The sequence below is a fragment of the Desmospora profundinema genome, assembly GCF_031454155.1.
GTDB lineage: Bacteria > Bacillota > Bacilli > Thermoactinomycetales > DSM-45169 > Desmospora > Desmospora profundinema.
The window spans coordinates 1-13,953 of record NZ_JAVDQG010000007.1 but is presented as its reverse complement, the minus strand read 5'-3'; the positions used below and the strand labels follow the sequence as shown (position 1 = coordinate 13,953).

Here is a 13,953-nt window from a genome sequence, read left to right as displayed (position 1 = left end):
GTTTATGGATCAAAGGGAGAGGGCAGGATCGATCCGGTCCTGAAATCTGCCCTTTTTTCTTTTATCTTTATCTAGGGCGTGTCTGATAATCGATTGCTAGGGGAGGGACCGGCGTGACCGTCTTCGATCTCTTGCAAAATGGGCATAGCGAGACCGGGGAGCGAAGCGACCCAGGCGAGATTTGTGCTCGATGAGTACAAAGGATCGCAGCCGGCCACACCGTCCTCACCATAACATCATTAAAACTTGAATGACCAGACACGCCCTAGTACTACAGTTGTGCTTATAAGAGCAGGTGCAGATGTGAGAAGGGAGGGTGGTGGGATGGCTGCGATCCTTTGCGCTTTTTGCAAGAGATTGAAGACAGCCCGCCAGCCCGACCAACCTACGCTTATATACACTCTTTGTACAAATGCAACTGTAGTACTAGCAAGTGCGGTTTGATAAAGCGGGGTGAATCACCCGTGATTCAATTGGAAAATGTGACGTTTCACTATCCGGGGCGGGGAGAGGAACCGCCGGTTTCCGTCCTTTCCGGAGTGGATTGGTGTGTGAGGCAAGGGGAATACGTCGCCGTCATGGGTCCCAACGGTTCTGGTAAATCTACCATGGCCAAGCTGTTTAATGCACTGCTGCTTCCTGATGAGGGAACCGTGCGGGTGTGTGGCATGGACACCCGGGATGAAAAGTTGTGGGGAGTGATCCGACAACGGGTGGGGATGGTTTTCCAAAATCCCGACAATCAAATTGTGGGTACTACTGTCCGTGACGATGTGGCCTTCGGATTGGAAAACTTGGGGCTCCCCCGGGAGGAGATGCGGCGTAGAATCGCCGATGTCCTTCCCCGGGTGGGCCTTTCCGGAATGGAGGAGCAGTCTCCTCATCACCTGTCCGGGGGACAAAAACAGCGCTTAGCCATTGCGGGCGTGATCGCCATGCGGCCGGATGTGATCGTGTTTGATGAAGCGACTTCCATGTTGGATCCGGAAGGAAGACAGGAAGTCTTGGACACGATTCGCTCTCTCCATGAGGAAGGGACGACGGTGATCCATATTACCCACTCTGCAGGGGAGGCCCTGTGTGCGGATCGAATCGCGGTGATGGCTGCCGGCTCCGTCCGAATGGATGGACCCCCCCGGGAAATTTTTAGGCAGGGGGACCGTCTTCGCGAGTGGTCTCTTGAAATGCCCTTGTTTGCCGAGGTGGCGGATCGTCTTCGGCGGGAGGGTGTACCCCTGTCCCGGAATATCTCCAGTGAAGAAGCGTTGGTGAGAGAACTATGGGCATTGTTATAACCCATTTGTCTCACGTTTATATGAAGGGGACCCCTTACGCCAAGCTGGCTCTCACCGATATCAACCTGGAAATCCCCTCAGGCGCGTATGTGGGGGTCATCGGGGCTACCGGTTCCGGAAAGTCGACACTGGTCCAACACATTGCCGGCTTGCTTCGACCGACTTCCGGCCAGATTCAAATCGGGGATACAGAGATTACCCCGGACACGAAGGATTTATCGATGCTTCGCGGTCGAGTAGGAGTGGTATTCCAGTATCCGGAACATCAGTTATTTGAAGAGACAGTGGCCAAGGACGTGGCATTTGGCCCCCGCAACTTGGGTTTGCCATCGGAAGAAATTGAGCGTCGCGTGATCGAAGCGCTCGAGTGGGTGGGATTGGCGAAGGAGCTGGCCTCCCGTTCCCCTTTTCAACTGAGCGGTGGACAGATGAGACGGGCGGCCATCGCCGGTGTACTGGCCATGCATCCGGATGTGTTGATATTGGACGAGCCTACCGCCGGACTGGATCCGGCGGGTCAGCGGGAACTGCTGAACCGCATTTACACCCTCCACCGGGAACGAAAGATGACCGTCATCCTGGTTTCCCACAGTATGGATGATGTGGCGCGCTATGCCGAAACCCTGTTCGTAATGGCCGGTGGACGGGTGGTGTTGAGAGGCTCCACGGAGGGTGTGCTTCAACAGGCCGATCGCTTGCGGGAATGGGATCTGGGCGAGCCGGAAGCGGCCCGGATCGCCGGCCGCTTAAACCAACGGCTGGATCCGCCGCTTAGGCTCGACCGGTTTACACCGGAATCGCTGATCGATGCCGTCCTGGAACGGGTGAAAAAGGGGGAACGCGGATGAGTGCTCTCCAAAATCCCATTCTGGGTCAGTATGTACCGGGAGATTCCCCTCTGCATCGCATGGACCCCCGTGCCAAACTGATCTATGTGTTCTTGTTTATGATGATTGTCTTTCTGGCCAACAACAGCTGGACTTACGGATTGTTGGTGGCGGTGACGGGAACCGGCATTTTGTTGTCCGGTGTTCCTCTTGTTATGGTGTGGCGGGGGTTAAAACCGATCCTGTTTCTGATCGCTTTCACGGCCGGGTTACACCTGTGGATGACCCGCGGAGGAGAAGTATGGGTGGACTGGGGATGGCTCACCATCCATGAAGAAGGAGTGATTCAGGCGGTGAAAATCGCCCTCCGCTTCCTGCTCTTGGTCATCACCGGCACCCTGCTTACCCTGACCACTTCTCCCATTGATCTGACAGACGGTCTGGAGCAACTGTTGTCCCCTTTTACACGCATTGGAGTGCCTGCCCACGAGCTGGCATTGATGATGTCTATCGCCCTCCGCTTTATCCCCACCCTATGGGAGGAGACGGATAAAATCATCAAAGCGCAAAAAGCCCGCGGTGCCGCTTTTGAATCCGGGAGCGTATGGAAACGGGTGAAAGGCTTTGTTCCCATCCTGATTCCGTTGTTTGTGTCCGCCTTTCGTCGGGCAGAAGAGTTGGCGTGGGCGATGGAAGCGCGGGGATATCGAGGCGGTGTGGGTCGTACCAAGCTGCGGGAGCTTCAGTATACCCGCCTGGATTATGCCCTGTGGGCACTGCTTGCTGTAATAATCGTCGCGTTGGTGGGGTTGCGGGATGGATGACAGAAGGAGGGACCCGGTCATGCGGCTCAAAATGACAGTGGCCTATGACGGTACCGATTTTTCCGGATTCCAAAGTCAACCACGCTGCCGAACGGTGCAGGACACATTGGAGGAAGTTCTCTCACGGGTAGCCGATCATCCGGTTCAGGTGACTGCATCGGGACGGACGGATGCCGGTGTTCATGCCCAGGGCCAAGTAATTCATTGGGACACGGATTCCCCGTTGCCCGTCGATCGCTGGGTGCGGGTGACCAATCATATACTGCCTAAAGATGTACTCATCCGGTCGGCGGAAGAGGTGAAGGCGGATTTTCATGCCCGCAAGGATGCGCGGTGGAAATGGTATCGCTATACATGGGACACCCGAAGGGTACCGGATTTGTTTTTACGGAGGTACACCACCCATTGGCCCCACTCATTGGATGTGAACGCCATGGCGGAAGCCGGACGCCACCTTGTTGGCACCCATGATTTCACCTCTTTTTCCGCAGCCCGGGCCCAGGTGTCTCATCGGGTGCGATCCTTGTATGAGTGTCGCATCCGCTGTCCACAGCATGGTGTGGTAGCCCTGGATGTGGTGGGAGACGGCTTTTTATACAATATGGTCCGGATCATTGCCGGAACGCTGGCGGATGTGGGAGGCGGAAAAATCGCCGCTGACAGCATTCCCGCCATTTTGGAAGCGCGAAAGCGGGAGGCGGCGGGGCGGACGCTGCCGCCGGAAGGATTAACCCTGATGCGTGTAGGGTACGGAAGCGACCAAGAGAGAAATTTCCTATCTTGACACGGCTCCCCTGTTGGTGTAATATGATCGTTGGTAATTTTCCACTTGCCCCGGTGGAACAAGTTCGGCGCACTATTTTTTAATTGATAGCCAAACCAGCCTGACACGCACGGCTTTGTTGCCTGTGCATATAGGAGCAATGGTTTTGGCCAGAGGAGGGAAATTCAAATGCGAACCACATTTATGGCCAAACCGAACCAAGTGGAACGGAAATGGGTTGTGGTGGACGCTGCCGATAAAACGTTGGGTCGTTTGGCCACGGAAGTGGCGACCTTGTTGCGCGGGAAGCATAAACCCCAATACACTCCCCATGTGGATACCGGTGACTTTGTGATTGTCATCAACGCATCCAAAGTCCACTTGACCGGGAAAAAACATGCGGACAAAACCTACTACCGGCACTCCGGTTGGCCGGGCGGACTGAAAAGCATTTCCGCCGGCGATCTGCGTGAAAAACGTCCGGAACTGATGATCGAGCTGGCCGTCAAAGGCATGCTGCCCAAAAACAAGTTGGGTCGTCAACAGCTGAAAAAGCTGAAAGTATATGCAGGCTCCGAGCATCCCCATCAGGCCCAGCAGCCTGAACAATGGGAACTACGCGGATAAAAAAGGAGGGAACCCATCTTGGCACAAGTCCAATTTTACGGCACCGGTCGGCGTAAGGAATCCATCGCCCGCGTTCGCTTGGTCCCCGGGGACGGGCGCATCGTGATCAATGGTCGCGACATGGATGATTACTTTGGCCTGGAAACCCTGAAAGCGATTGTGAAACAACCGTTGGTACTCACCGAAACCGTGAACCAGTACGATGTGCTGGTGACGGTGGAGGGTGGCGGCTTTACCGGTCAAGCCGGAGCCATCCGTCACGGCGTGGCCCGCGCGCTTTTGAAAGTGGATCCGGAACTGCGCCCCACCCTGAAGAAAGCCGGCTTTCTCACCCGTGACCCGCGGATGAAAGAGCGGAAAAAATACGGTCTCAAAAAAGCCCGTCGCGCACCGCAATTCTCCAAGCGCTGATCGGCAGGCGAATCACCTCGTCCCATTGGGACGGGGTTTTTATTTTGACAAAAATCGCCGCACGACTTGGTTGGTATTCTCCCGTTTCCTCGGTAACACTAATTCCATGAAAGGGGGACAGGAGATGGGCAAAGTAGTATGGCTGGAAGCATGGAGGCTCAATAAGCTGGAGCGTGTACGGCAAGAAGCGTTGGCCTGCTTCTCGTGGGGAAAATTGTCTCGACTGGTGGAGAACGTGTTGGAGCCAACCACCCGTTCCCTGTCTCCTCATAAGCGATTTGTCGTGGATGAGGCCGTTTACCGGCTTGCTTTTGAGTCCTACATCCAGGGAATTCAGTTCAGTCGCCGGGGAGCGGAAGAGTGTCCACCCAACCTTCCCTTTACGGAGCGCCGAAATTGGTACAACCGCTGTTTTCGTGAGGAAGGGGATCACTTGGTGGGGCGAATCGCGGAAGAGATGGAGCTCTTTTTTCATGTGGATGAATGGACCTGTCAGTCTGTGTTGCTTTTTTTCGATGAGGTGGCGATTCGTTGGTTTCTGGAAGGCATCGATTTTGGCATCCAACTTCGTAAACGGCGCCTCCTGTGAGGGAATAAGCGGGCTCTGTCGTCCATATATATGGGACAAACTGACTTAGGACCAAGGGGGGATACCCGATGAACCAATGGAAAGCATGGATGCGGAAGCGAAGCCCGGGCTTTTGGGGGTTCCTATTCCTTTTTTTACTGGCAGCGGTAACCGCATGGATGGCGTGGTGGACTGGCTTTGCATCTCAGGATGCATGGAGCATGCCGTTGTCCGGTAAAGTGATTGTTGTCGATCCGGGTCATGGAGGAAAGGACGGGGGGGCGGTCAGCCGTGACGGGCTGGTGGAAAAGGAAGTGGCGCTTTCGATTTCACTGAAATTGCGAGATTATCTGCAAGAAGCAGGTGCTTTGGTAATCTTGACCCGAGAGACAGACCAGGATTTGGCAGATGTCGGTGCTCGGAAGCGCAAGGCGCAGGATCTGCACCGAAGGGCCCAACTGGTTAAGACGAGCGATGCGGATGCTTTTATCAGCGTTCACTTGAATGCAGTCCCTTCCTCACGATGGTCCGGTGCCCAGACTTTTTACTATCCCACCTTGGAAGATAACCAACAACTGGCCCGTTACATCCAGAGAGAGCTGATTCGCAATTTGGAAAACACCACCCGTCAGGCGCGTCACAGCGGAGAAGTCTACATATTAAAAACTTCCCCCGTTCCATCCGCTTTGGTGGAAGTGGGCTTTTTGTCAAACCCGCAAGAGGCGGCGCGATTGGCGCAGGAACCCTATCAAAACCTATTGGCAGCCTCGATTTACGAAGGGGTTGTCCATTTCTTTGCTTATAAGGAAGAGGGGGGAGAAGAGTTGAGTGAAGACAGGTAGCGGATCCTCCCTTTGAAACTCCGTTCAGGATTGGTATCATGATAGGGACGAAGAAAAACACACTTTTGAAGTACAGTCTGTGTTAACACCTTGTTGCAATCGTCTTATACCGGTTGTTATGCCGCGGGGATGGGGCATGATGACTCATAAAAACGACAGGATAAATTGAGGTGTAACAGGATATGCCGACGATCGAAAATATTTTGGAAGCGCTTCGTCAAGTGGAAGAACCGGAATTCAAGCATAATCTGGTCAAACTGAACCTGGTTCGCAACATCCGCATTTTTGAGGATAAGGTGAGTCTTCAGCTGATGTTGTTCAGCGAGGATACACCCCACCGGGAACAGATGATCCAAGAGGTAGAAAAAGCGTTAAAAGAAATCGGGGCTCCCGCGGTGGAAGTTACGGTGGATGTTTTAAGCGATAAGGAACAGGAAGCGCTGGCGGCACGAATTCGTGAAGAACATCAACAAAAGGTGCGGGCCAAACGGGCAGCGGGACAAACACCGATTCAGGCGGAACAAGCCTCCCTGTTGTCCCCGGACTCCGGTACCGTGTTTATCTCCGTCGCAAGCGGCAAAGGCGGCGTGGGCAAGTCGACTGTGGCGGTCAATTTGGCAGTCGCCCTGGCCCGGGCAGGTAAACGCGTGGGCATTATTGATGCCGACATTTACGGATTCAGTGTTCCCGATATGATGGGAATCGAAGAACGGCCTGCGGTTGTGGACAAGACCATCTATCCAGTGGAACGGTTTGGAGTCAAAGTGATCTCCATGGGCTTTTTTGTGGAAGAGAACGCCCCCGTGATCTGGCGTGGCCCCATGTTGGGTAAGATGCTGCGCAACTTCTTCCAGGAGGTGGATTGGGGCGGATTGGACTTTTGTATCCTTGACTTGCCTCCCGGAACCGGCGACGTTGCCTTGGATGTTCATCAGATGTTGCCCCAGAGCAAGGAATTGCTGGTGACCACCCCCCATGCCACCGCTGCTTTTGTTGCGGCAAGAGCAGGAGCGATGGCCCTGCACACGGAACATGAGATCCTGGGTGTAGTGGAAAACATGGCCTATTACCAATGTTCCTCCTGTGGAAACCGGGATTTTGTCTTTGGCAAGGGAGGCGGCGACAAACTGGCTGAGGAATTGCAGACAGAGTTGCTTGTTCAGATTCCCTTGGGAGCTCCGGAAAACAAAGATCCCTCCGCGCCGGACTTCTCACCGTCCATCTATGGAGCGGACACATCCACGGGTCGATTGTACGCAGATCTGGCCCGTCAAGTCATCGACCGAACGAGCCAGGCTTGATTCAGCAAAAGAGGAAAAGCCCCTCGCTGATGGTGTGATGTTCCACACCACAGCGGGGGTTTTTGCTTATTTACGGAAGGGAGCTTTTTATCGGGCCGCGATGGAGTCCTCAGAAGTATTACGTACTTCCCCCGCCCTGTTGATCCCCTTGTCCTCCTCCTTGTTCCTGTTTCTTCTTTTCTTCCTCTTGTTTCTTCACCGCTTCCTCCACCACTTTGGTGAACTTTTCCCGGAAGACGGGGTTGTCCAGGGCCTCTTCCATCGTCTTCATAGTCTGTTGGCGGTATTCCCGGCTTTTCATTAACTGTTTCAAGTGTCTGGTGTATTCGGGATCCCGCATGATGTCCAGCATTCCCTTTTGATATTCCGGATCCTTCAGCAAATCCTTCATCAGTTCTTTTTGCTGTTTTTGAGTGGCCTTGGCGAAGCTGGCAGCCACTTTTGGTTTTTCCATCAGCTTTTCCAGTTGTTTCTGCATTTCCGGGGAAACCAGGGTTTCGCTTACTGTTTTTTCCATTTCTTGTTCGGCGATAATGATATCCTGGCGAATTTCCGGATCTTGCAGCAACTCCACCAATGCTTTTTTGCCTTCTTGTGTCTGCAGAACGTCCATCACCATTTGTTTCGTCTCTGCATAATCCATGGTTTGGGGTTCTGGACGGGTGACAGGGCCGCAGGAAACCATGAAAATCAACAGAAATAAGATCGGGATGAAGCGCAAGCGACGGTCCATGTGATTCAACTCCCCGGTTCTCTAAATTGTCGGTCCCACAGGGGCAACTCCATTTTCAGGCTCTCACAGTTAATATGGGAAGGCAGAGACCATTTTATGAATCTGCCTAAATCGTGCCTGAAACCGGGGCACCGCCCATGAACTGTCACAATGGCGGAACGGGATTGATTGTTTAAACCGACTTGTCATCGGTATAATGGGTGTGACTCGTACAAGGGATCTATGTTCGAAATAGGCGTATGGGGGTGCAGCATTGCCGCCATCCCTACGGATTGTTCAGACACGCCCTGGTCGATAATGGTTGCCCCTAAAGGGACGACAACTAAATTAGCGGATGGAAGCCCTTAAAGGGACGACAATTTAAATAACCGATGGTTGAAGGAGCGATTCATTTCATATGACTATACGTAAGCTGTTTTTCTTGTTTTGGACCACCTTATTGTTGGGAACACTGGCGGCACCGGTGGCGGGGTTTGCCTTGCAGGTGTTCTTCGGGCCGATCGGGATCGATTTTGTCCGCATGTTATGGGCCGGGGTGATGTTTGGTGCCGTGGCTCAGATGGGCTTTTTTGCGTATATGGTGTTTAACATGGTCGGGAGGGGATTTATCCGAAACCCCTATATTTACCAATCGCTGCAATTAGGGTTGACGATCCTCGTCCTGATTAATTCTTTTTCCATCACGTTGCGACGCGGCGGGGAAGAGACGGCTTCTTTTTTGTTACATCTAATTTTACCCGCTGTTATTTTGATTGCGGCTCTAGTGGTGGCCTGGTTCAAGATGAAAGCAACCAATCCATCTGCGTTCATCCCTACTGTCTTCTTTATGGTAGCGGCCACCTGGTTGGAAGCGCTGCCGTCCATCGAACAGCAATCCCTTGAGATGATTTTGCTGATGGTGCTTACACTTTTGGTATGTAACGCCTGGCAGATCATGCAATTACATCGTTTGGTGGAGCCCATGGATTTGCCCACGCCGGAAAAGCCGCAGAAAGAAAAAAAGAAAAGCTGAACCCTTGGTCCAGCTTTTAATCCACCGGATTCAATTCCACTTCGGACCCTGCGATCAGTTCGGACACGGTTACAAATTCGTATCCCTTTTCCGTAAGATCGTCGAGAATGACCGGCAGTGCTTCATGCAGTTGCTTGCTGGAATCGCTGGCATGCATCAGGATGATGTCCCCTGGGTGGGCTTTACTGGTGACCCGGTTGATGATTTTGTCCCTGCCCGGGTTCATCCAGTCCAATGAGTCGGTATCCCATTGGATGGTGGTGTAGCCCATCTCGTCGGCGATTTTCAAGACACGCTTGTCGAAGTCGCCGTTGGGGAATCGGATCAGGTTGGGCTCTTGCTTGGTTAATCCCGTTAAGATTTGATGAGCTTTGCGGATTTGTGTCCGGATCTTTTCCTCATCATAGGTGCTGTAGTTTTCGTGGCGATGACCGTGACTGCCGATCTCAAATCCCATGTCGACGATGCGCTTCACGATATCCGGGTGGGTTTCAGCCCAAGGGGAGCTTAAGAAAAACGTCGCTTTTTTCACCCCTTTTTGTTCCAATACATCCAAGATGGGACCGGTTCGTTCTTCTCCCCAGCTGATATCAAAGGTCAGAGCCAGCTTTTTTTGATCTGTGTCTACGCTGTAGACTGCTGCAGGGCCTTGATTGAGCGGCATAAAGACTTGGATGTCTCGTTGTTCCGCCACATAAATGCCGACTGCCAGCATCAGGGCGACCACCACCATCAAGCCGCGCTTTAAGTGTTTGCCTGACATTACCCAAAAGAAATTCAAACTCCCGCCACCTCCGCCACATCGGTTTATGCACCTGTCCCACTTTAAATGTATTCCGATGGACGAGGGTTATGAATCCATTTCGCGGGAAAAAGAGGAGTGTGAGGGGATGCGTCGTTTCTTAGCATCCGTTTGGGAAGATAAAAACATCTTGATCTTCGCCACATTTGTGTTTTTGTTTACTGCACTTGCTGGATTTGCCGGGGCTGAAACTCTCGGGGAAGCCTTGATGAATTCCCCCATGTGGGAAGAATTCGAAAAAACGCTGGAAGAGATCCAGGAGAACCCCACTTTCGCAAATGCCTTTATCACTATCTTTATCAACAATGTTACCGCTTCGCTCCTGATGGTGGTGTTTGGTCTTTTCTTCGGAGTGTTTCCCCTGATGGCGCTGGTGACGAACGGCATGCTCCTGGGGGTGGTGCTGGGGATCGCCTCCGGCGAATCGGGAGCCAATCCCTTCGTCCTGTTCGTCACCACCATTCTCCCCCATGGAACTTTGGAATTACCGGCCATCCTGATCGCTGCCACCTTTGGGATTCGGTTGGGGATGACGGTTTCTCGGTCGATTGTGGGGCTGTTCTCATCCACTGCCAGGACGAGAAGCGTCGAGGATTGGAAGGGGATTCGCAGACGGGCGTTGCCGATTCTGTTAGGAATCCTGGTGTTGCTGTTTTTCGCCGCTCTGATTGAAGCCGGCCTCATTACTCTGTTGAGTGATCTCGCATAAAGGAGGAAATGTGGATGAAAACAAAACTGTCCTGGGAAGGTAAGATGCGTTTTGAGGCGAAAACCCCCTCCGGGCACACGGTCACCCTAGATGCCGCACCGGAAGTGGGTGGTGAAGATCGGGGAGCGAGGCCGACAGAGTTGTTACTGTCTGCCACGGGCGCATGCTCCGGAATTGATATCGTCGAAATTCTGCGCAAGATGAGATTGACAGTGGAAGATTTCGATATGGAAATTTCCGGGGAGCGGGCAGAGGATCATCCCCGCCGGTTTACTCGTGTTCATATCCATTACAAACTGACCGGAGACTTGCCTGAAGAGAAAGTGAGGCGTGCCGTCGAGCTTTCCCGGGACAAATACTGCTCCGTTTCCCAGTCCCTTAACGCAGAAATCCTCACCAGCTTTGAAATCAATGGCAATCGGTATGAATGATTAACGATGGCGTGTCTGGAAATCCGCAGGGCGAGATTCCGTGTTGGTATGGCTGTCTTCGTTTCGTTGCAAAAAGCGCATAGCGAGACCGGGGAGCGTGACCCAGGCGAGAGTTGTGCTCTGTGAGTGCAAAGGCGTACCAAAAGCCATACCAACCCTCCCTTTTTTTTTACGGAAAATCGAATTTCCAGACCCTCTCTAGGCACCCCCGGTACGGTAACCGGGGTTTTTTTGGATCGCATTTATCAACCAATTGTGAAATGATAGAAATGAACTTATTTCTAACCATTTATAAGGAAAGGAGAGACACATGCCGGATTGGTCATATCGTACCCTGTTTCAGCCGGTGTTGTTTGCGATGTCAGATATCCGTTCCCGCGATTGGGCCCTTCGTGCCATGAGGGGATTGAGCCGTATGCCTTTGGGAAAGCAGTTGATCCAAACCATGGGCCATATGACTCCTGCCAAGGAGATTTCCCAACGAATTGGGGGCTTGGATTTGGCTTCCCCGGTGGTTATAACGGGAGAACTGGATCCTCGTCGGTTAGGGGTGGAACCTTTGTCCCTGTTCGGCGCTGGGCTGTTGGATCTGGGAATCGTGACGCAAGAGCCCATTTGGGGAAAGATCGAACGGGATGACGATAAGAAGGGATTACTGCTCTCGCATCCCTGGGTAAATACGGGAAAAAGCGCGTTGCTGTCCTCTTTGGAGGATTTGGGACCGGTGTCGACTCCCTTGATGGTACGCCTCGGCCATCATCCATCTGCAGATGAGGCAGGGATTAGCGATGAACGAATCAACCTGATTCGCGAACTGGCCCCTTATTGTTCTTTCTTTGTATTGGATGAGACGGATGGACGAAAGTGGGGTCAAACTGAGTGGAAAGAGCATATGACGGCGGTGACAGATGAATGCCGACGTTTGAATAAGCCGCTGTCTGTATCTGTGCTACCTGATTCCCGGTTGTTGGAGTGGGAAGAAGACTGGTCCTCTGAGGTGGATGCCATTGTATTTTCGGATGGCATCCATACATCAGAGGGATATCGAATTGGCGATCCGGATGCAAAACAACGAGTCCTCGCCGCTGTTCATCGATGGAAAAACCGATATCCGGATTGTCCGGTATTCGCCTCCGCTGCTGTGCATGAACCGGCCGATGCGATGATGTGTTTAAAGGCCGGTGCCGATCTGGTCATGGTGAATGCAGGCTTGGTTTTCAGTGGCCCTGGGCTGGTTAAACGGATCAATGAGGCGGTCATAGATGATTGGTTTGCCGGAGATGAGATGAATCGCGAGGAGAATCAGTCCCGGACAGGGGAGGCTGCCTGGATATGCGGTATGTTGATGGGGGTAGGCCTGATCTTGATTGGGGCAGCTGCTTGGTGGGTAGCGTCAACCCATGTCATTTTGCCATATGATGAAGCCATCACAGGAATGAGCCGACAGGAAATCCATGCGGTGAATAATCGATTGCTCGCCTTTATGGCTCATGACCGCATTACACTATCAGGGACGATGATCTCGTTGGGGATTTTGTATATCATGCTGTCTCTGTATGGATTACGAAAGGGGTCTCACTGGTCCAAACGAATCATGATTCTCTCTTGTGTTATCGGTTTTGCCAGCCTGTTTTACTTTTTGGGTCATGGTTATTTGGACCCCCTTCATGCCCTGCTGTCGGCCGTGCTTTTTCCGCTTTTTTGGCTGATGATCCAATTTGGCCTGACCTCGTTTCAGCCGGATCGATCGCGTAACCGGTACAATACCCGATCTTGGCAGCGCTCCTTGTGGGGCCAACTCTCCTTTGTCTGTTTAGGTGCAGGTTTCTCAGTAGCGGGAATCGTTATTTCTGTTATCGGGATGACAGTAGTGTTTGTTCCGGAGGATTTGGTGTTTATGGATACCTCGGCACATGCCCTCGGGGAAGTGAATGATCGTCTCCTCCCATTGATCGCCCATGACCGGGCAGGCTTTGGCGGGACATTGCTGGCGACGGGGATCGTCTTTTTACTCTTATCACTTTGGGGAATCCGCGAAGGAGAACGTTGGGTATGGTGGGCGTTTTTTCTGGGGGGGATCCCCGGTTTTGTCGGTGGCATCGGAGTGCACATTCAGGTGGGTTATATGGATCACTTCCACTTAACGCCCGCATACTTGGCTTTCTTATTATATGTGGCCGGGCTGATCCTGACGTTCCCCTATCTGATGAACCGATCGAAGTGACTAGTACTACAGTTGCATTTGTACGAAGCGAGTATAGGAGCATGGGTTAGTCGGGCTGGTGGGCTGTCTTCGTTTCGTTGCAAAAAGCGCATAGCGAGACCGGGGAACGAAAGTGACCCAGACGAGACTTGTGCTCTGTGAGTGCAAAGGCGAACCAAAGGCGATACCGACCCTCTCTTTTTTCTCACGGAAAATCGAATTGCCAGACCCGCCCTAGACACCCCGGTACGGTAACTGGGGTTTTTTGAATGGGGCCGATTCGGACATTTCCTTTTGATGTGTACCGAACTTGAAGCTGCCCTTCACGAGTGTGCGGCGGATCTCACCCAACAGCCGCTTTGCCAGTCAGAGCGGTTTCTCCAGCAGGCATAATCGAGGCATTCAGGGGAAATATAAATGGGTTTAAAAAAACCCTTGACGATAAATCCTGCCCGTGTTAAATTAATATCTGTCGCCGCGACACGGACCACAAACGGTTCAGCGGCACAGAAAAAAGTTGTTGACAAGATCGCTGGGATTTGATAAGATAGATCTTGTCGCCGCAAGAGAGTGGCGCACGCCGAAAGGCGGACAACAGAAGCGTT

At 52.7% G+C, this 13,953-nt stretch carries 16 protein-coding genes; 13 read left to right on the top strand and 3 right to left on the bottom strand.

The window, feature by feature from the left end:
• The first annotated feature begins 464 nt into the window (after window positions 1-464).
• The 9 genes from JOE21_RS14145 (at window position 465) to salA (ending at window position 7,458) form a co-directional block, all read left to right on the top strand.
• Complete coding sequence (locus tag JOE21_RS14145; protein ID WP_309867508.1) at window positions 465-1,295, top strand: energy-coupling factor transporter ATPase; 831 nt, start codon at window positions 465-467, stop codon at window positions 1,293-1,295.
• A complete protein-coding gene (locus JOE21_RS14140) occupies window positions 1,280-2,143 on the top strand; it encodes an energy-coupling factor transporter ATPase (protein ID WP_309867506.1) in 864 nt (287 codons plus the stop codon). Before JOE21_RS14145 ends, JOE21_RS14140 begins: the two co-directional genes overlap by 16 nt.
• Window positions 2,140-2,946 carry an energy-coupling factor transporter transmembrane component T family protein gene (locus JOE21_RS14135; protein WP_309867503.1) on the top strand — a complete coding sequence of 269 codons (807 nt, stop codon included), beginning with the start codon at window positions 2,140-2,142 and terminating at the stop codon, window positions 2,944-2,946. Before JOE21_RS14140 ends, JOE21_RS14135 begins: the two co-directional genes overlap by 4 nt.
• 19 nt (window positions 2,947-2,965) lie before the next feature.
• Window positions 2,966-3,730: a tRNA pseudouridine(38-40) synthase TruA gene (truA, locus tag JOE21_RS14130; protein ID WP_309867500.1), complete on the top strand. Its 765-nt coding sequence runs from the start codon at window positions 2,966-2,968 to the stop codon at window positions 3,728-3,730.
• Window positions 3,731-3,898: 168 nt separating this feature from the next.
• Complete coding sequence (gene rplM, locus JOE21_RS14125) at window positions 3,899-4,336, top strand: 50S ribosomal protein L13 (RefSeq protein ID WP_309867497.1); 438 nt, start codon at window positions 3,899-3,901, stop codon at window positions 4,334-4,336.
• A gap of 18 nt (window positions 4,337-4,354) precedes the next feature.
• Window positions 4,355-4,747, top strand: coding sequence for a 30S ribosomal protein S9 (gene rpsI / locus JOE21_RS14120; protein ID WP_309867496.1), 393 nt, complete (start codon window positions 4,355-4,357; stop codon window positions 4,745-4,747).
• A gap of 124 nt (window positions 4,748-4,871) precedes the next feature.
• Window positions 4,872-5,336 carry a hypothetical protein gene (locus JOE21_RS14115; RefSeq protein ID WP_309867494.1) on the top strand — a complete coding sequence of 155 codons (465 nt, stop codon included), beginning with the start codon at window positions 4,872-4,874 and terminating at the stop codon, window positions 5,334-5,336.
• Between the two features lie 68 nt (window positions 5,337-5,404).
• Window positions 5,405-6,157, top strand: a complete 753-nt coding sequence (gene cwlD, locus JOE21_RS14110; protein WP_309867491.1) for an N-acetylmuramoyl-L-alanine amidase CwlD — start codon at window positions 5,405-5,407, stop codon at window positions 6,155-6,157.
• 182 nt (window positions 6,158-6,339) lie between these two features.
• On the top strand, window positions 6,340-7,458 hold the full coding sequence (gene salA, locus JOE21_RS14105; protein ID WP_309867489.1) for an iron-sulfur carrier protein/transcriptional regulator SalA: 1,119 nt from the start codon (window positions 6,340-6,342) through the stop codon (window positions 7,456-7,458).
• A 118-nt stretch (window positions 7,459-7,576) separates the two neighbouring features.
• Here the strand turns inward: salA and gerD are convergent, their stop codons facing one another.
• Window positions 7,577-8,191, bottom strand: a complete 615-nt coding sequence (gerD, locus tag JOE21_RS14100) for a spore germination lipoprotein GerD (RefSeq protein ID WP_309867487.1) — start codon at window positions 8,189-8,191, stop codon at window positions 7,577-7,579.
• A 397-nt stretch (window positions 8,192-8,588) separates the two neighbouring features.
• On the opposite strand from gerD, the gene JOE21_RS14095 reads away from it, so the two are divergent.
• The gene (locus JOE21_RS14095; RefSeq protein WP_309867485.1) at window positions 8,589-9,203 is read left to right on the top strand and encodes a KinB-signaling pathway activation protein; all 615 of its coding nucleotides are present in this window, start codon (window positions 8,589-8,591) and stop codon (window positions 9,201-9,203) included.
• Window positions 9,204-9,219: 16 nt separating this feature from the next.
• Here JOE21_RS14095 and pdaB read toward each other — a convergent pair whose 3' ends face one another.
• The gene (pdaB, locus tag JOE21_RS14090) at window positions 9,220-9,984 is read right to left on the bottom strand and encodes a polysaccharide deacetylase family sporulation protein PdaB (protein ID WP_309867482.1); all 765 of its coding nucleotides are present in this window, start codon (window positions 9,982-9,984) and stop codon (window positions 9,220-9,222) included.
• Between the two features lie 109 nt (window positions 9,985-10,093).
• On the opposite strand from pdaB, the gene JOE21_RS14085 reads away from it, so the two are divergent.
• The 3 genes from JOE21_RS14085 (at window position 10,094) to JOE21_RS14075 (ending at window position 13,369) form a co-directional block, all read left to right on the top strand.
• On the top strand, window positions 10,094-10,714 hold the full coding sequence (locus tag JOE21_RS14085; RefSeq protein ID WP_309867480.1) for a stage II sporulation protein M: 621 nt from the start codon (window positions 10,094-10,096) through the stop codon (window positions 10,712-10,714).
• A 14-nt stretch (window positions 10,715-10,728) separates the two neighbouring features.
• The gene (locus JOE21_RS14080) at window positions 10,729-11,145 is read left to right on the top strand and encodes an OsmC family protein (protein ID WP_309867478.1); all 417 of its coding nucleotides are present in this window, start codon (window positions 10,729-10,731) and stop codon (window positions 11,143-11,145) included.
• 310 nt (window positions 11,146-11,455) lie between these two features.
• Entirely contained in the window at window positions 11,456-13,369 is a 1,914-nt protein-coding gene (locus JOE21_RS14075; protein WP_309867476.1) for a beta/alpha barrel domain-containing protein, read from the top strand.
• Between the two features lie 302 nt (window positions 13,370-13,671).
• Here JOE21_RS14075 and JOE21_RS14070 read toward each other — a convergent pair.
• Window positions 13,672-13,953, bottom strand: a 282-nt coding sequence (locus tag JOE21_RS14070) for a hypothetical protein (RefSeq protein WP_309867474.1), incomplete at its 5' end; no start/stop codon positions are given.